The organism is Pseudomonas sp. NFR16 (assembly GCF_900108875.1).
Classification (GTDB): Bacteria; Pseudomonadota; Gammaproteobacteria; order Pseudomonadales; family Pseudomonadaceae; genus Aquipseudomonas.
Window position 1 is genome coordinate 643,769 of sequence record NZ_FNYJ01000001.1, and the last position, 15,377, is coordinate 659,145.

Below are 15,377 nucleotides of genomic sequence, written 5' to 3' on the forward strand. Positions count from 1 at the left end.
CATCGCATGTTCAAATTTTTATTAATACGCGCAACTCGTTGTCGTTCAAAGATTTCGAGAGCAATGGTGACGGCGGTATTGCCCGGGCGATTGCCCATGCACGCGCTTGAAGGCCACGCCGAACGCGGCATCGGACAGGTAGCCGAGCGAATCGGCCACCGTCGCGACCGTGTCCACGCCGTTGCACAGCCGGGAAGCCGCTACCTGCATGCGCCATCGGGTAGCGTATTCCACCGGCGTCTGGCCGACGCGCGTTTTGAACAACGCCGCGAAGCCCGAGCGTGACATGCACGCGATCGCCGCCATTTCCGCCAGTTTCCATGAATGCGCCGGTGCGCTGTGCACTGCCCGCATCACGTTGGCGATGGCCGGTTCCCGCAGGCCGCCCAGCCAGGCCAGCTCGGCCAGGTCAGCCGTGACAATGTGGTGGCGCAGTGCATGGACGAAAATCAGCCTGAGCAAGTCGTTGCACATGGCGTAGGCGCCGGCTTGCGCGGATTGCCATTCCCGGTCCAGCTCATCCAGCAGCCAGGCGAAGGAGGAGGCACCGCTCGCGCTGGCCTCGATGATGATCACCGGCGGCAGCCACTCCAGCAGATCGGCCGCGCCAGGACTGGACAGCGACACGCTGCCGCCCAGCAGTTCGACGTCATTGCCCACGCCGTAGATGGCAGAGGAGCCAGACTCCGCGAACACCTCCGAGGCGTTGATGGCCTGCATGTCAGCCGTGCTCGACAAGATAAACGGTGTGCGTGACACCACGAAACAGTCCCCGGCGCGCAGGCGACGCGCAGGCCGGTCACGGACGCGCAGCCAGCATGCACCGCGGCGCACGACGTTGAATTTCAATTCGATGGGCTGAAAGCGTAACGCCCAGTCGCCGCCCGCTTGCAGCCGGACCGAACAGGCAGCGCGCAGACCTGAGAGGGCGAGCACATCAGAGAGTGGGTCGGACAGTGGGTTCTGGATGATCACGATAGAAATCCGGATTATTTGAGCTGTTTCGTCCAGTGATATTAACCAAGAATCAACGCTTCAGAAAGACGCGGAGAGACCTCATGATCACCCTTCAATCCCCCCTTGCATCCCCCTTCGACGCCGCCAGCACCGCTGCCGAAGTCATGGCGGGTGTAGACCTGCGTGGGAAACTGGCAATCGTCACCGGCGGCTATTCCGGCCTTGGCCTGGTCACCTCGCGACACCTGGCCGCAGCTGGCGCCCGGGTCATCGTCCCGGCCAGAGACCCGAAACGGGCGAGCGCTGCACTGGCTGGCATCGACGGCTCAGTGGTCGAGCCGATGGACCTGATCAGTGCGGACTCGGTGAGTGTGTTTTGCGCGCGGGTTGTCGGCCGAGGTCAGCCTGTTTCATTGCTGATCAACTGCGCCGGTGTCATGGCATCGCCGCTTGCCCGTGACGTCGAGGGGCATGAGAGCCAGTTTTCAATCAATCATCTGGGGCATTACCGCCTGACGTGCGGGCTATGGCCGGCATTGCTCGCAGCGGGATCCGCCAGGGTGGTGGCCGTGTCGTCCCGTGGGCATCAGATCGCAGGCATGGACTTCGACGACACTGACTTCCAGCGTCGGCCATATGACAAATGGGTGGCTTACGGTCAGTCCAAGACCGCAAACGCGCTGTTCGCCATGGCACTCGACACGCGCGGTCGTGAGCAGGGCGTCCGTGCGTTCTCGTTGCATCCGGGGCAAATTCTGACTGACCTGGCGCGCCACTTGAGCAGCAGCGAAATCGAAGCGTTCGACGTGTTCGACGAGAATGGCCAGTACAAGGTCGCTCCGCAGGCAGGCCTGAAAACCCTGGAACAAGGCGCAGCGACCGGGCTTTGGTGCGCCACGAGCCCCGCGCTGGACGGCAAGGGTGGGGTGTACTGCGAGGATTGCAACATCGCGTCGGTCAATCAGCCGGAAATCGGCCGTAAAGGCGTGGCGCAATGGGCGTCCGACCCCGACGCCGCCGAACGGCTGTGGCAGCTGTCGCAGCAATGGACGGGGCTGAGCCTGGCCAAGTCCCGTGACATGGAAAGGTGAACGGGCGTCGATGGCCGTCCGCGCTGAGGCACAGGGGGCGACAAAATGCGCTATGCCTCGCTGTCTACCGGCTCAGTGCACCCGATCGATAGCGGCCGAAGGCCCCTGCCTCCACGTTGTAGGGGAGGCAGGGGCCTTGTCGACGGGCTATCAAAGCTGACGCTGGCCAGGAGGCGCACAGGTGCCATTGTCACCGCATGCAAGATCAGGCCTCGGTAGCGCCGTAATACGGATAGCTGGAATAGCCCTCGGCGCCTTGGGTGAACCAGGTGCTCGGATCGTCTTGCGACAGTGGTAACTGGTCTTTCAGGCGCGCTGGCAAGTCCGGGTTGGCGATGAACGGACGACCGAAGGCGATCGCGTCCGCCAGTCCGGATTCAACCGCCGCCTGCGCCCGGGCAATGTCGTAATCGGAGTTGAGGATCAGCACGCCCTTGAAGGCGCGGCGAATGGCCGGCGCCATCGGCGGCCGTTCCGACGCGCCGAATGTGCCATCCATGGGCGGTTCGCGCAGCTCCAGATGAGCGATCCCGATATCGGACAGCACCTGCGCGGCGCGAACGAACAACGGTTCCGGGTCACTGTCGCGCACACCCTGATCATAACTGCCGGGCGACAGGCGAACGGAAGTCCGATCAGCGCCGATGACCTCGGCCACCGCCTTTGTGACCTCCTTCAACAGTCGAATCCGGTTGTCGATCGATCCCCCATAGCCATCGGTGCGGAAATTCCCGCTGTCGCGTAGGAACTGGTCGATCAGATAGCCGTTGGCGGCATGAACCTGCACCCCGTCGAAGCCGGCTTCGATGGCATTGCGGGTCGCCTGGCGAAACTGCTCGAGCAAGGCAGGGATTTCATCGGTGCCCAGCGCCCTTGCCGCGCTGTAGGGTTGCTTGCCGGCATAAGTGTGTGCGAGGCCGGGCGCGGTGGTGACGGACGCCGATACCGGCTGCCCGCCTTGCAGGAAACTGGGGTGCACGACCCGGCCCATGTGCCAGAGTTGCGCGACGATCCGTCCGCCCCTGGCATGCACCGCGTCGGTAATTCGTTTCCAGCCGGCAATCTGCTCGCCGGACCAGATGCCGGTGGCGTACGCCCAACCCAGCCCTTGCTGACTGATGCCGATCGCCTCGGAGATGATCAGTCCGGCGCTGGCGCGTTGTGCGTAGTAGTCGATCATCATCTCGGTGGGTACGTGCTCACGGGTGCCGCGGCCTCGGGTCATCGGGGCCATGAGAATGCGGTGGGGCAGCGAGAGGGCGCCCATCTGCAGGGATTGGAACAGCGAAGTCATTGGCAGAATCTCCTGAGTCATTTGCAAGGGCGCCTTAAACCAGGCGGGCGCCGCCGTCGATGTTGAGCACCGCGCCGTTCATGAAGGTGTTGGCCATCAGAAACACCACGGCGTTGCCGGCTTCTTCAGCCGAACCGAGGCGGTGCAGAGGCAGTGTCTGTTCCAGCGACGCCACGAACGCATCACGCCCTTCGCCCAGCGCCTTGCCCAGAATCGGTGTGTTGATCGGACCGGGAGAGAGCGTGTTGACGCGCACTGGTGCAAGCTCCAGCGCCATGCCGCGGGCCATGGCCTCCATGGCGGCCGAGGCTGCGGCCAGCACCGCGGTGCCATAGGCGTTCGGACGGTCGGCGAGGTTGCCGGAAATGAAGGTGATCGAGCCGCTTTTCGACAGCTTGTCGCCCAACGCCCGAATGGCGTGGATGGACGCCCAGATGCGCTCTTCGAATGCGCGGCGCAGGTGATCGATGTCGGCATCCAGCACGCGGCCTGCGACGAAGCTGCCCGCCAGCAGCACCAGATGATCGACGTGGGCGATGTCCGAGACCGCCGCGTAAATCGTTTCACTGCGAGTGACGTCAGCCGCGCGCCATCCTGCCAGACCATGTGCTTCGGCGGCTTGTCTGGCTCGCTCGGCGTTCGAGCCGATGACGATCACTGCCGCGCCAGCGGCTTTTGCCTGAATGGCGGCGAGGCCGATGCCGGATGTCCCGCCAAAAATAACGACGGTCTGGTCTTGCAGATTCGAGGGGAACAGTGGGGTAGCGAAAGTCTTGGTCATGTCGATCTCCTTGGAACGCCGATGTGGCGTGCGATGGAGGTGAGATTAAAGCGTGACCTAAGGATTGATAATTGGGCTGGAAGTCGCTTTACTAGTGCCATGAAGGAACAAATGGGTTTAGAGCGTTTGACCGGCCTGATCGCGTTCGCGCGCGCAGCGTCCCTGGGCAGCTACACCGCAGCTGCGCGGGCGTTGTCGGTGTCCCCGTCAGCCATCAGCAAGAGCGTTCAGCGGCTGGAGCAGCACTTTGGCCTAAAACTCTTCACCCGCACGACGCGCTCATTGACGCTGACGCCGGAGGGTCGTGATCTGTTCGAGCGGGCGATGCGCATCCTGCATGAGGTCGAGGGGATCGATCAGGCCGCCGTCGCCTCGCGGGCAGAGCCTTCCGGCACGCTGAAAATCACCGCTCCGCTGCCCATCGGCCTGAACATCCTTGCGCCTGCGCTGCCGCGATTCCGCGAGCGTTACCCCAACGTCACCCTCGACTTGCGCCTTGGCGATCAGTATTCGGACATCATCGAACAGGGCATCGACGTCCTCATCAGGGTCGGGCAATTGTCGGACTCACGGCTGATCAGCCGTCATCTGGGTCCGCACCGCACCGGCGCATTCGCCTCGCCGCGTTACCTCGAACGCAAAGGCACGCCGCGTCACCCGTCGGAACTCAGCGAACACGACTGCGTGAATTTCCGTTATCAGAGTTCCGGGCAGGCGCTGCGCTGGACGTACAACGAAGGAGAGCGTTCGCAGGAGGTCATCCCCGAGGCGGGCATCACCATTGACTTGAGCGATGCGGTCGCAGCGACGATGGCGGCGGACGGCGGCATTGGCATCACCCCGAATTACGTGGCCGCGCCTTATGTCCTGCGCGGCGAACTGGTGCCGGTGTTGCCGCAATTGATCATGGAGCGGTTTCCGATCACTGCGCTGTGGCCGGAAAGCCGCAGGGGCAGCCCTAATGTGAAGGCGTTCCTGGCTTTTCTGGCCGAGGTCTTCCCATCGCCGGCACCTTGGGATCAGGCGGTGGCCGCACACATGCCAGGGGCTGACTGAGCTGAGTCGACCCCCGCGCGGCGTTCAGCACATGACGCGAATTCCCCGTTTGAACGAAGCGTGCGAGGTGCCAGTCGTAACAGCACAATCGTTATCGAGAGTTCTGGCCCATGGTTTTTCGTTCTGCCGTTTATGTCGGCCTGTGCGCCCTGGTCGTCAATTCCCCGGCGTGGGCGCAGGAGCCGCTGCGTATCGAGAGCCTGAAACGGTGCGGTGATCTGCTGGACAATCAACACCAACAGTGGTGCCTGAACGTTCAGGGCATGACCGCGCAAACCCCGACCCTTTACCTCGATAGTCAGCCGCTGTCGGCCACTGCTGTCGAGCGCGACGGCGACCGGTTGCGCGTGCAGGTCGACAGCCATGGACGCCAGAGCGGGCCGCTCTATCTCAGAGACGGGGCACGGTCGAGCAACGCGACCTGGCTGACGCTGCGCAACAGTCACGTGGTTGCCGCCGGCCCTGACGAAGTCGCGAAGAACATGGACGGCCTGACCACCTATGTCGATCTGGTCAGTGTGGTGATCGAAGAAGACCACGACGGACGTCCCGAGGCTGAAAGGCTGGCGAAAAAATACGGCGCAACGGTCGTCGGCAGCATCGCACCCTTGAACCTGTATCAGTTACGTCTGCCCGCCACGGACCTGGTGCAGCGCGACGCTTTGGTGCTGCGTCTGGGCAGCGAAACCAGTGTCGATGCGGTGGTCATCGAGGAGTCGGCTGCGGAGAAAACCGAAGAGGGCGTCAGTCCCGCTCCAGACCCGGCCAGGCCGTCGGTGGACTCCGATGAATGGGCGGCCAACCGCTTTCTCGACGCGGTGAATTATTACCGGCGACGTGTTCCGGCCCGGCAGGCGCCGATTCAGCCGCAACCGATCCGGGTGGGACTGATCGAGCGCGACGTTGATTTCGACACCGCCGACTTCGCCGAGTACGTGGGCAATTGTGCGCCGCCGCGCACCTGCGTGTATGCCCGAGATTCGAAGAAACCGGACGCTCACGGCACTACCGTCACCGGTATTCTCGCGGCTCACTGGGACGATGGCGGCAACACCGGATTTCTGCGTGGACTGGACAAGGCGGGCGGCGGTTTCGACGTCATCGTGGAGCGCAACTCCGATGCGGGGATAACGGCCAACATTGCCGCCTCGGTGAATCTGGTGGAAGACGGCGTGCGGGTGCTCAACTGGAGCTGGGGCATTCACCGGGTCGGGGCGAAAAATGTCGACGGCGACGACGTGGATTCCTTGCTGCGCTCGGGCATCGCAATGGGCGGCTACGAAGAGCTGCTCGAAGAGTTTTTCCTGTGGCTGCGCAAAGCGCATCCGGACGTGATCGTGGTCAATTCCGCCGGCAACGGGTCATCTTTTTCCGGCACGGATGAGTACCGTCTGCCATCGTCGTTCGTGACCGATCAGTTGCTCGTGGTCGGTGGCCACCAGCGCAGCGGGCAAGCCGACGTGCCCGTGGATGCGCCCACTTATGCGGTGAAGCGCAGTTCCTCCAACATTGATATGCGCGTCGACATCACCGCGGCCGCATGTGTTCATGCCTCCACCGTCAAGTCCGGCGAGACAGGCGCGGTGCACTGTGGAACGTCGTACGCTACGCCGATGGTCACCGGCCTGCTGGCGGCCATGCTGTCGATCAATCCGCAACTCACGCCCGAGCAGTTACGCATGCTGCTGCGGCGCAGCGCGATGGCCATCGGCGACAATTATGACTTCGAACCCATGGACGCCGAAGACCTGACGGCACCGATCCTGCCCTCTGAACGCGGCTTCCGGCTCGACGACAAAGACGTGGGCCGATCCGCGCGCCTGGACATGCAGAAAGCGCTGGATCTGGCAGTGGAAAGTCGCGGCCGCGTGCGCTGAGTCATCGGCTCACCCGCGATGCGCCTGCCGCCCCATGCGAGCGGCAGCCAGCCTTTGTCTGAACCTAGAGCGTCGGTTTGATCAGTTGCAGCTGCTGACGATAGTCATCGGTTACCTGACGCGCCTGACTGTTGCTGGTCACGACGCGCGGGGTGATCAACACGATCAGCTCAGTGCGCTTCTTGCTTTTGCTGGTGCTGCCGAACAACCAGCGCAAACCCGGCACGCGCCCCAGATACGGCACCGATGAAGCGGTGTCGCTGTTGTCCTGCTTGATGAGGCCGCCGAGCAGCACGGTCTGACCGCTCTGCACGGCAACCTGCGTCGACACCGAACGGGTGGAAATGCGCGGGTTGCCATTGCTGTCCGAGGCGGCCGTGTTGTCGGCGTCGCTGACTTGCTGCTGAATGTCCATGTAGACGAGACCGCCTGGATTGATGCGCGGCACGACATCCAGAATGACCCCGGTCTGCACGTATTCGACGCTGCTCAGCGTAGTGTTCGAGACGTTGGTGTTGACCGTGGTCTGACTGATGGGAATGTTGTCGCCCACCTGAATCTGCGCCTGCTGGTTGTTCATCACCACCAGCGACGGGGCCGACAGCACTTGCGTGCGACCGTTGGTTTCCAGCGCGTGCAGCGCCACCTGCAGATTGTTGCTGACGAAGGAGTAAAACAACGCGTCGGTGGCGCCCAGGCCGGCGCCGCCGCCACCCAGCGCGCCCTGGCTGCCGGAGGCGTTGGCGACGGTGGTGCTGGACGAGTTACCGGCCAGTTTGCCCAGATACCATTGCACGCCCAGGTCCAGTTCGCCGCTGAGATTGACCTCCAGAATGCGCGTTTCGATCTGCACCTGCATGGGGGCGTTGTCCAGCCGTTTGATGGCCGATTCGATCTCCGCCCACTGCGCCGGACGGGTGCGGATCAGCAACTGGTTGCTGCTTTTCTGCGCGGTAATGCGCGTGCTGTCGTCCAGCCGCTTGCTGGCGCCGGACTGCGTGTCGGCGGTTTCGCTGTCAGTGCCCTCGACCCCGCCGGCATCATCGTCGGCTCCGTCCTCGCTCTCCATCGCCTCGTCGCTCTGCTGCAAAGTGCCTTGCTGATTACCGTTGCTGCCGTTCAGTCCCATCCCGGACGAGACGCCTGAACCCATCCCTGACCCCATGCCCTGGCCCGTGCCGCTGAGCCCCATCGCGCCGCCGCTGCCATTGAGCGAGGACAATGAGCGCGTGCGCAGGCCGGGTGCGACCCGGGCGGCACTGTCATCCTTGATCTGGCCGTTGCCGTAGATCTGTCGCAGGTATCGGGCCAGATCGGCAGCCTTCATGTTGCGCACGTCATAGACGTACATCTGCGGCTCGTTGCCGCCGCCTTCGTCAATGGTGTGAATCCAGTCACCGACCTCGCTCAGATAGCGCGGCTGCGCGGAAATCCCCACCACCGAGTTGGTGCGGTCGATGGGCAGAAAACGCACCATGCCTGCCATCGGCATCCCGCTGTCCGGGCCGAACATTTTTTTCAGTTCCGGCATCAGTTCGCCGACGGTGGCCCGCTGCAGGCCATACACGGCGATCGACATGCCCTTGAGCCAGTCGACGTCGAAGGTGTCGATGGTGTCCTGATAGTTCGCCAACTCATCCGGCGTACCGGCCAGGCTCAGCACATTGCGGCCGGGGTCGACCAGCAGGAAGGCGTTATCCTGCGCGAAGGGCTTGAGCAGCTTCTGCATTTCGGTGGCCGAGATGTAATGCAGGGGGAACAGCCGCGCCGACAATCCGCTCGAAGGCCGCGCCACGGGCATCTCGGGCACCAGTTTGCCGGCCACCGCCTGATTGGCGGGCAGGATCACATAGCGCTCGCCCTGGCGAATCATCGCGTTGTCGGTCCAGGACAACAGGGTTTCCAGAATCGACAGCGCCTGCTGCTTGTTCACGGGGCGGGAGGTGGAGAAGCTGACGTCACCTTTGACGCCCTGGGCGATGCTGTAGTTTTCGTGCAGCAGGTCGCCCATCACGCTGTTGATCACCGCTTCGATGGGCTGATTGGTGAAGTTGAAGACGATATCGCCGTCTGCCTGCGCGGGGCCGCGGGAGCCCGCCGCAGGGGCCGGACTGTGCACGAAGGTCTGGCTGCCCCGGATGATCTGCTGGCGCGGCACCGTTCTGGCGGTCGCGTTGCTCTGGCTCGGCATCGGTTCAGGTTCGGCCAGCGGCGCTCGCTGCGAGCCGGTGCCATCGAGTGCTTCCTGCATCAGCGCCGGGTCGTTGTCGAAGTGCTCCGGCGTGGTGGCGCAACCGGCCAGCGCGACGGCGGTGGCCAGGCACAACAGAGGGCTGCGCAAACGGGGAAACTCAAGGTAGCGATTGTTCATGGTCTGGGTACGTCTGGAAGGGTAATGAGAGGCGCTTTCGAAGGCGCTGGAAGACGAAGCAGGGGCAGGCGCAGTTCACGGATCTGTCCCTGATGGGTAAACGTGGCGTTTTGCGCGGTGGCGCCGGTCAAGGTCCAGCCGTTGTCCAGCGTGCTGCCGACGGCCAGTTTCAGGTTGCGTTTGTCCGGCATGCGCAACAGCACCCATTGGGCCTGCCCGTCGATCACCACGCCGCTGAGGGCCACGCCATCGAGTGAGGACGCCTGATTTTTGCCGGTCACCTGATCCGGCTTGCGGTCCGGACTGAACATCGACTGCTGCCACGTCAGCGCCAGGGCCTGAGTCGGCATGGGCGCGATCGTCGGCGCTCGGGCGGCGGATGCGACGGCACGGGCTTCGCCTGCGGGCAGCCAGTTCACGCTCCGGCCGGCGCCCATCGCCAGACTGATCGCCATCGCACTCAGCAAAGCGGCACCTGCGCCCAGGACGAGTGTAAGTCGGTCGAACCTCATGCTTCAGGCTCCTCTTCAGGTGCAGGTGCGGGTGATGCAGATCTGACCTGCGCCGATGACGGCGCCTGTTGCAGATAGCCGCGCAGCAGCAGATGCACCTGCAAACGTCCGGCACCGCCGGTGGCGGGCGCATTCGTCGCACGGCGCAGGCTGAGGTTGTCGATGAACAGAAACGGCTGCCCGTATTCGAAGTCGTGCAGCAGATTGGCCAGCGGTTCCATGGCGCAATCCAGCGTCAGGCTGACCTTGACCTGACGATAGGGCTCGGTGCTGTCGTGCTCCGGAGTGATCGGCATGCGTTGCGTCACCTGACAGCCCGGCCCCTGGTCGGCGTGGCCTCTGACCAGATCGAGGCTGCGTTGCATCAGGTCGGCAGCCACCGCACTCGGGTCTTCGCCGGGCAGCAGGCTGGTGCGGCTGGCCGGGTCGCGGCGGGCGGCGTTCAATTGCTGCTCCAGGCTGTCGCGCTGTTGCAGGACGCCGGCGTACCGCTGCTGCTGCGTGCGCAGGGCATCGGCCTGCTCGTCGAGGGCGTTCAGCGGATCGAGGAACCAGCTTTGTACCAGCAGCCACCACGCCGCCCACAGCAGCAACGCCAGAACGATCAGTGCCGCCCCACGGCGTTCCCGCGGACTCAGTTCACGGCGCATTGGCGGCCTCCTTGCGCAACTGCGCACGCAGGGAAAACCGCTCTTTGCCGGTCTGGGCGTCGGGCTGGATGATGCCCTGGAACTGCGCGTCACTTAAGGTCTTGCAGTCCTTCATGCGGGTGATCAGCGCGCTCGCTCTGGCGCTCTGCCCGGAAAGGGAAACCGCACCGCCCTCGGTGATTTCCAGCTGTTCGACCCAGGTGTCGGCGCCCAGGCATCCGGTCAGGTCCACCAGCACGCTGGACAGCGTTGGCTGTGCCACTTTTTGCCGCGCGAGATAACGTGCGGCGCCCTGAGTGTTGATCAGTTCACGCCGAAGATTCTGCACCTGCTGCACCTGCTGGCGTTGCTCGTCGACAGTCTGCTGCATCGCTTCGACCACGGCCGTGCGGGCATCCAGCCAGAGCACCGTGCAGCCGATCAGCAGCGCGCCACAGAGCAAGGCCAGATAACCCGGCAATCGCGCGCGACCGTGGCGCGGCGGTTTCTGCCCGACGGGCAGCAAGTCGACGCCCAGACGCTCGCCACGACCGTCACGGCCATCCACGCCCTGCAGCGCCAGACCCTGTGCAGCGCACGCATCGAGTACCGGTCGCAGCCGCTCGCGCAGAATGGCCACCAGCAGCACGTGCATCAGCGCGCCTTGCTTGCCGGTCACCCGCGCGACGTAATGCAACTGGTCACGGGGGTAGGGCGTGTACTTGTCCAGCTCGAAGCCGATGACAGTGTGCAGGTCGCGCAGGGCGGCGGTCGGCAGTAAGAGGGTCTGGACCAGCGTCATGCTGGCCGGCAACACCAGAATCAGGCGCTCATCGTCGCCTGCATGAACCTGACCCGCCAGCGGCCAGTCGATCAGCCGCTCACGTACCGGCGGCAGCAGGCGCGCACGGGCAGCGGCGGGCAGCATCGCTTGCAATTCGCTCAGCCAGGCGTGCCACAACTGCTGTACCCGGCTGCCGCGCCAGTGGCTGTCCAGCCGGGCCTGGAAGGGCGCGAGCCGTTTGAAAAATAATGGTTTCATTCTTGCCAGCGCAGGACCCGATAAGGCCTCACACCCTCCTTCGATGGATTCAATAACAGCGTGACGCTCAGCGTCGTGCCGAAGCCGCCGGGCAAGGTCGCCCGGCTTTGTACGGTGATGACAGGGCCCGCATCGCTGGCGATCGCGCCGCCTTGTGGCAGGTTCAGCACGCGGCGCAACCAGGGCGAGGCCAGCCGCGCATCCGGCGCAGGCAGGCCGCTCCACAACGTCAGGTGGGCGCTGGTGCACAGGTAGACCTGTTGGTCCATGGCCGGCAGCTCGCGGACTTCCTCCAGGGTGCGCAACGGTGCCCGATCACCACCACGGCGCTGATTCAATGCCTGCGAGAGCTGCCCGGACTGCTCGGCCGATCCACCGCACGCCTGCACCAACCGGGCGAACGCATCGACCGGCGCGGCATTGACGTCCAGCTTCCCGGCTTCGCTGGTCAGGCTCACCGCCAGCGAGGCCTCGTTGAATCGCAGTGCGTGCGGCTGACCGTCAGCGAGCCAGCGATGTTGCGGGTCGCGCTCCAGTTGCGCCGTGACCGCCATCGCCACGCCCGCTTCGGCAGCCAGCAGCGCCTGGGTGTGCTGGCGCTGCCAGAGCGCTTGCCGGTTTTGCAGATGCACCCAACCCAACAGGCCTGCGAGCAAGGTGCCGAGCAGTGCCAGCACCCAGAGCACGAGCAGCAGCGCTACGCCGCGTTGCGTCGTCATAACGCCCGCGCCTCTGACGACAGGTCCAGGCGCAGGTCGATGCTTTGCAGCGGCCAGGGCACCGGCCCGGCCAGTTGGGCACCGATGCGCACGCTTATCGGCAGCCGTCCGGGCCAGGGCCAGTGATCCAGCCAGTCGGTTGCGCCGCCCTCAGGGGATACGCCTCGGTAGCTGAACTGCACGGTCTGCACCTGGTGCATCAGCACCTGCGGCTCTTGCGCGGGCAGCAAGCGCTGGTCCTGCAGACGCTCCAGGCTCACTTGCAAGCGCTGTCCTGCCGCCAGCGTCACGCTGTACCGATACAAACCGCCGCCCAGCGTGGTCATCAACGACGCGTAGAAACGCATGCTGTGCGGCTCGCCGATGAACACCGCAGGCTGCGCGACGCCCGGTTCGCCTGACGCCAGCGGCAAGGCCTGACCGATGACGTGACGCAGGAAATTCTGCGTGGAACGCACTTCGTCCAGGCGCGTGCTGTAGCGTTCGGCCTTGCCCATCGCCCGATTGGCGCCGGTGATCGCGCCTGCTATCAGGGTCAGCAACACACCGAGCAGGCTCAGCACCACCAACACCTCAAGCAAGGTGAAGCCTCGCGTGCGGCGGTTCATGGGCGGGCTCCGGAGCCCGCGCTGCGGACCTGCAACGTGCTGTAGTGCGCGTGCCGGGTGCCGTCGCGGACTTCCAGGTCCAGCCGCCAGGTCTTCACCGGCGCATCAGCGACCGGCAGCGCGCTGACGTTCAATGTCCATTTCACGCCAGACCATTGCCCCTCGCTGACACCCGGTTGCAGGCGGCCGGCGATGGCCTCGTCCATCAGCGAGCGTGCGGTCAGGCTCATCAGGTCACTGCGTTGCGCCTGTTGCAGGGCGCGCGCGCTCTGCCCGAAAGCCACCACCAGTACGCTGCTGCACACCGCCAGCACGGCGAGGGCAGCGAGCATTTCCAGCAGGGTGAATCCGTGCTCGCGGCTCAATTGAGCGTGCGCAACTGAACGTTGCCGGTCAGCCAGTTGATGTCGACCCGCCAGTGCTTGTCGCCCCGGGTCAGCAGCAAGTGGCCGCCACTGGAGCCGCCATCCGGATAGAACTCGAACGCCGCGCCCAGTCCGTCGGCGGTCTGCAGCTGCACGTGCATGTCATCGGGCAGGTGCCGGACCGCTTGCAGCGGTGCCTGAAATCGGCCGTTCCTGAGGTCGAAGCGGGTCTGCGCCGGTTGCCCCGTGACAATCGCCTGCACCCTCGCCGCGCGCAGTGCCTGGACCACCTCGCTCAAGGCCCGCCGTTCGCCGGCGCTGTGCAGACCTTTGCCCGCGCCGAACCCCACCAGTGCGACGCTGATACCGATCAGCACGATCACCACCAGCAATTCGAACAGTGTGAAGCCGCGGGTGCGGGGCAGGGCGCGCATGTTATTCCCAGTTACCGAGGTCGGCTTTATAGCCGTCGCCACCTGGCTGGCCGTCCTGGCCGAAGAAGATCAGGTCAAAGCTGCCGTGCTCGCCAGGGAAGCGATAACCGAAGGGATGACCGAACGGATCCTTCAGGTCCGACTGCTTGGCGTAAGGGCCTGCCCAGCCGGTCGCATTCGCGGGTTTGGTGACCAGCGCCTGGAGGTTGGCCGGGGGTGAGCCGACATCCAACCCGTAGCTTTCGATTTTCATGCTCAGACTGGCGAGTTGCGCCTTGCCGGCGCCGTACTTGCCCTTGTCGACGTTGCCGCCGACCTGACGCACGACGATGGTTGCCACGATGCCGAGCAAGACGATCACCGCCAGCATTTCCAGCAGGGTGAAGCCGCCCTGGCGATGGCCAGGGGCTGATTTGAATCGAGTCATGTGTATTTCCTCAAATGTTACTGGTCAGGCTCATCAGCGGGAGCATGATGGCCAGCATGATCACCGCCACCATGACGGCCATGACCACGGTCAGGCTGGGTACCAGCGCCGCGAGCATGCGGTCGATGCCACGTTTGGCCTCGACATCGAAAACGTCTGCAACCTTGAGCAGCATGCTGTCGAGGTTGCCAGCCTGTTCACCGACCTCGATCATTTGCAGCGCGAGTTCTGGCAGCAACGGCTGTGCGCCAAAGGCCTGGGCGAGGGTACCGCCGCCCTTGACCCATTCGGTCGCTTGCTCCACCTGGGCGCGCAGGGCGTGATTGCCGCAGACCTGGCGCACGATGTTCATGGCCTGCAGCAGGGCGACGCCATTACTGAGCAAGGTGCCCAGCGTGCGGGCCAGTCGGGCGGCCTCAATACGCTGCAGCAGCGGGCCGATGACTTTCAGGGACAGCACGCGCCGGTCGTGTCGTTGCCGTCGTTGCGGGTCGCGGCGCAGCACCGCGATGCTCCAGATGGTTGCAACTACGGCGACGAGCAGCAGCAGGCCATACGCGCTCAGAAACTCGCCCAGGCCGAGAATGGCTTGAGTGATCAAGGGAATCGGCACGCCCAGATCGCGGAAGATCGGCACGAATTGCGGCACCACATACGCCAGCAGCAGGGCCAGTGAGCCCAACACGCCCACCACCAGAAAAATCGGGTAGATCAGTGCGTTGACCACTTCACCGCGCAGCTTCTGACTGCGCTCCAGGTATTCGCAGAGCTGGCGCAGGGTATTTTCCAGCGAGCCGCCGGCCTCACCGGCGCGGACCATGCTGATGTAGAGGCTGGAGAACTGGCCGTGCTCTTCTTCCAGTGCCTGACTCAGCGGTTTGCCGGCCTTGACCTGTTCGCGCACCCGCTCGAACAGCGCCAGACGTCTGGGGTCGTGGTTTTGCCTGAGCAGCGTGCCGAGCGCACGCTCGAGCGGCTGGCCCGCACCTAGCAGGGTGGCCAGTCGCTGGGTGAAGCTGACCAGCGCTGCGCCGCTCAGCACGCTGCGCCGCATCGCAGCACCCATACCGCTGCTGGCACCGGCTTCCAGACTGAGCAGCAACAGGCCGCGCTTTTGCAGGGCCGTGGCGGCCGCCTGCTGATCGGCAGCTTCCAGTGAGCCATTCCGGGCGACACCCTCGGCGTCCAGCGCCCGGTATTTGAAGTGGGCCATG

At 64.4% G+C, this 15,377-nt stretch carries 16 protein-coding genes; 3 read left to right on the top strand and 13 right to left on the bottom strand.

Translation table 11 applies throughout. The features are described from left to right. Positions 1-45: 45 nt before the first annotated feature. Complete coding sequence (locus BMZ10_RS02855; RefSeq protein ID WP_256214303.1) at positions 46-975, bottom strand: AraC family transcriptional regulator; 930 nt, start codon at positions 973-975, stop codon at positions 46-48. An 83-nt stretch (positions 976-1,058) separates the two neighbouring features. Here BMZ10_RS02855 and BMZ10_RS02860 point away from each other — a divergent pair, with 83 nt between their 5' ends. Next, on the top strand, positions 1,059-2,048 hold the full coding sequence (locus tag BMZ10_RS02860; protein WP_093458534.1) for an oxidoreductase: 990 nt from the start codon (positions 1,059-1,061) through the stop codon (positions 2,046-2,048). A 205-nt stretch (positions 2,049-2,253) separates the two neighbouring features. Here BMZ10_RS02860 and BMZ10_RS02865 read toward each other — a convergent pair whose 3' ends face one another. Together BMZ10_RS02865 and BMZ10_RS02870 are read right to left on the bottom strand one after the other, a co-directional pair. After that, the gene (locus tag BMZ10_RS02865; RefSeq protein WP_093458535.1) at positions 2,254-3,342 is read right to left on the bottom strand and encodes an alkene reductase; all 1,089 of its coding nucleotides are present in this window, start codon (positions 3,340-3,342) and stop codon (positions 2,254-2,256) included. Positions 3,343-3,376: 34 nt separating this feature from the next. Continuing rightward, on the bottom strand, positions 3,377-4,123 hold the full coding sequence (locus tag BMZ10_RS02870; RefSeq protein WP_093458536.1) for an SDR family oxidoreductase: 747 nt from the start codon (positions 4,121-4,123) through the stop codon (positions 3,377-3,379). A gap of 111 nt (positions 4,124-4,234) precedes the next feature. Here BMZ10_RS02870 and BMZ10_RS02875 point away from each other — a divergent pair, with 111 nt between their 5' ends. Further along, positions 4,235-5,179 (top strand): LysR family transcriptional regulator, encoded by a 945-nt coding sequence (locus BMZ10_RS02875; protein ID WP_256214304.1) that lies wholly within the window; start codon positions 4,235-4,237, stop codon positions 5,177-5,179. Between the two features lie 110 nt (positions 5,180-5,289). After that, positions 5,290-7,056 carry a S8/S53 family peptidase gene (locus BMZ10_RS02880; protein WP_093458538.1) on the top strand — a complete coding sequence of 589 codons (1,767 nt, stop codon included), beginning with the start codon at positions 5,290-5,292 and terminating at the stop codon, positions 7,054-7,056. Between the two features lie 64 nt (positions 7,057-7,120). Here the strand turns inward: BMZ10_RS02880 and gspD are convergent, their stop codons facing one another. Genes gspD through gspF form a run of 10 tightly spaced genes read right to left on the bottom strand, consistent with a single transcriptional unit; the run spans position 7,121 to position 15,376 of the window. Further along, complete coding sequence (gspD, locus tag BMZ10_RS02885; RefSeq protein ID WP_093458539.1) at positions 7,121-9,427, bottom strand: type II secretion system secretin GspD; 2,307 nt, start codon at positions 9,425-9,427, stop codon at positions 7,121-7,123. Continuing rightward, positions 9,424-9,939 (bottom strand): DNA utilization family protein, encoded by a 516-nt coding sequence (locus tag BMZ10_RS02890; RefSeq protein ID WP_093458540.1) that lies wholly within the window; start codon positions 9,937-9,939, stop codon positions 9,424-9,426. The genes gspD and BMZ10_RS02890 overlap by 4 nt, the downstream gene beginning before the upstream one ends. Continuing rightward, positions 9,936-10,589, bottom strand: a complete 654-nt coding sequence (gene gspM, locus BMZ10_RS02895; RefSeq protein WP_093458541.1) for a type II secretion system protein GspM — start codon at positions 10,587-10,589, stop codon at positions 9,936-9,938. The genes BMZ10_RS02890 and gspM overlap by 4 nt, the downstream gene beginning before the upstream one ends. Continuing rightward, positions 10,579-11,610, bottom strand: a complete 1,032-nt coding sequence (locus tag BMZ10_RS02900; RefSeq protein WP_093458542.1) for a hypothetical protein — start codon at positions 11,608-11,610, stop codon at positions 10,579-10,581. The genes gspM and BMZ10_RS02900 overlap by 11 nt, the downstream gene beginning before the upstream one ends. Next, entirely contained in the window at positions 11,607-12,329 is a 723-nt protein-coding gene (locus BMZ10_RS02905; protein WP_093458543.1) for a general secretion pathway protein GspK, read from the bottom strand. Before BMZ10_RS02905 ends, BMZ10_RS02900 begins: the two co-directional genes overlap by 4 nt. Next, the gene (locus tag BMZ10_RS02910) at positions 12,326-12,937 is read right to left on the bottom strand and encodes a prepilin-type N-terminal cleavage/methylation domain-containing protein (RefSeq protein WP_093458544.1); all 612 of its coding nucleotides are present in this window, start codon (positions 12,935-12,937) and stop codon (positions 12,326-12,328) included. The genes BMZ10_RS02905 and BMZ10_RS02910 overlap by 4 nt, the downstream gene beginning before the upstream one ends. After that, on the bottom strand, positions 12,934-13,302 hold the full coding sequence (locus tag BMZ10_RS02915) for a type II secretion system protein (protein WP_093458545.1): 369 nt from the start codon (positions 13,300-13,302) through the stop codon (positions 12,934-12,936). The genes BMZ10_RS02910 and BMZ10_RS02915 overlap by 4 nt, the downstream gene beginning before the upstream one ends. Then, on the bottom strand, positions 13,299-13,736 hold the full coding sequence (locus tag BMZ10_RS02920) for a GspH/FimT family pseudopilin (protein WP_093458546.1): 438 nt from the start codon (positions 13,734-13,736) through the stop codon (positions 13,299-13,301). The genes BMZ10_RS02915 and BMZ10_RS02920 overlap by 4 nt, the downstream gene beginning before the upstream one ends. 1 nt (position 13,737) lies before the next feature. Further along, on the bottom strand, positions 13,738-14,163 hold the full coding sequence (gene gspG, locus BMZ10_RS02925) for a type II secretion system major pseudopilin GspG (RefSeq protein ID WP_093458547.1): 426 nt from the start codon (positions 14,161-14,163) through the stop codon (positions 13,738-13,740). 10 nt (positions 14,164-14,173) lie between these two features. Further along, on the bottom strand, positions 14,174-15,376 hold the full coding sequence (gene gspF, locus BMZ10_RS02930) for a type II secretion system inner membrane protein GspF (RefSeq protein ID WP_093458548.1): 1,203 nt from the start codon (positions 15,374-15,376) through the stop codon (positions 14,174-14,176). Position 15,377 lies beyond the last annotated feature (1 nt).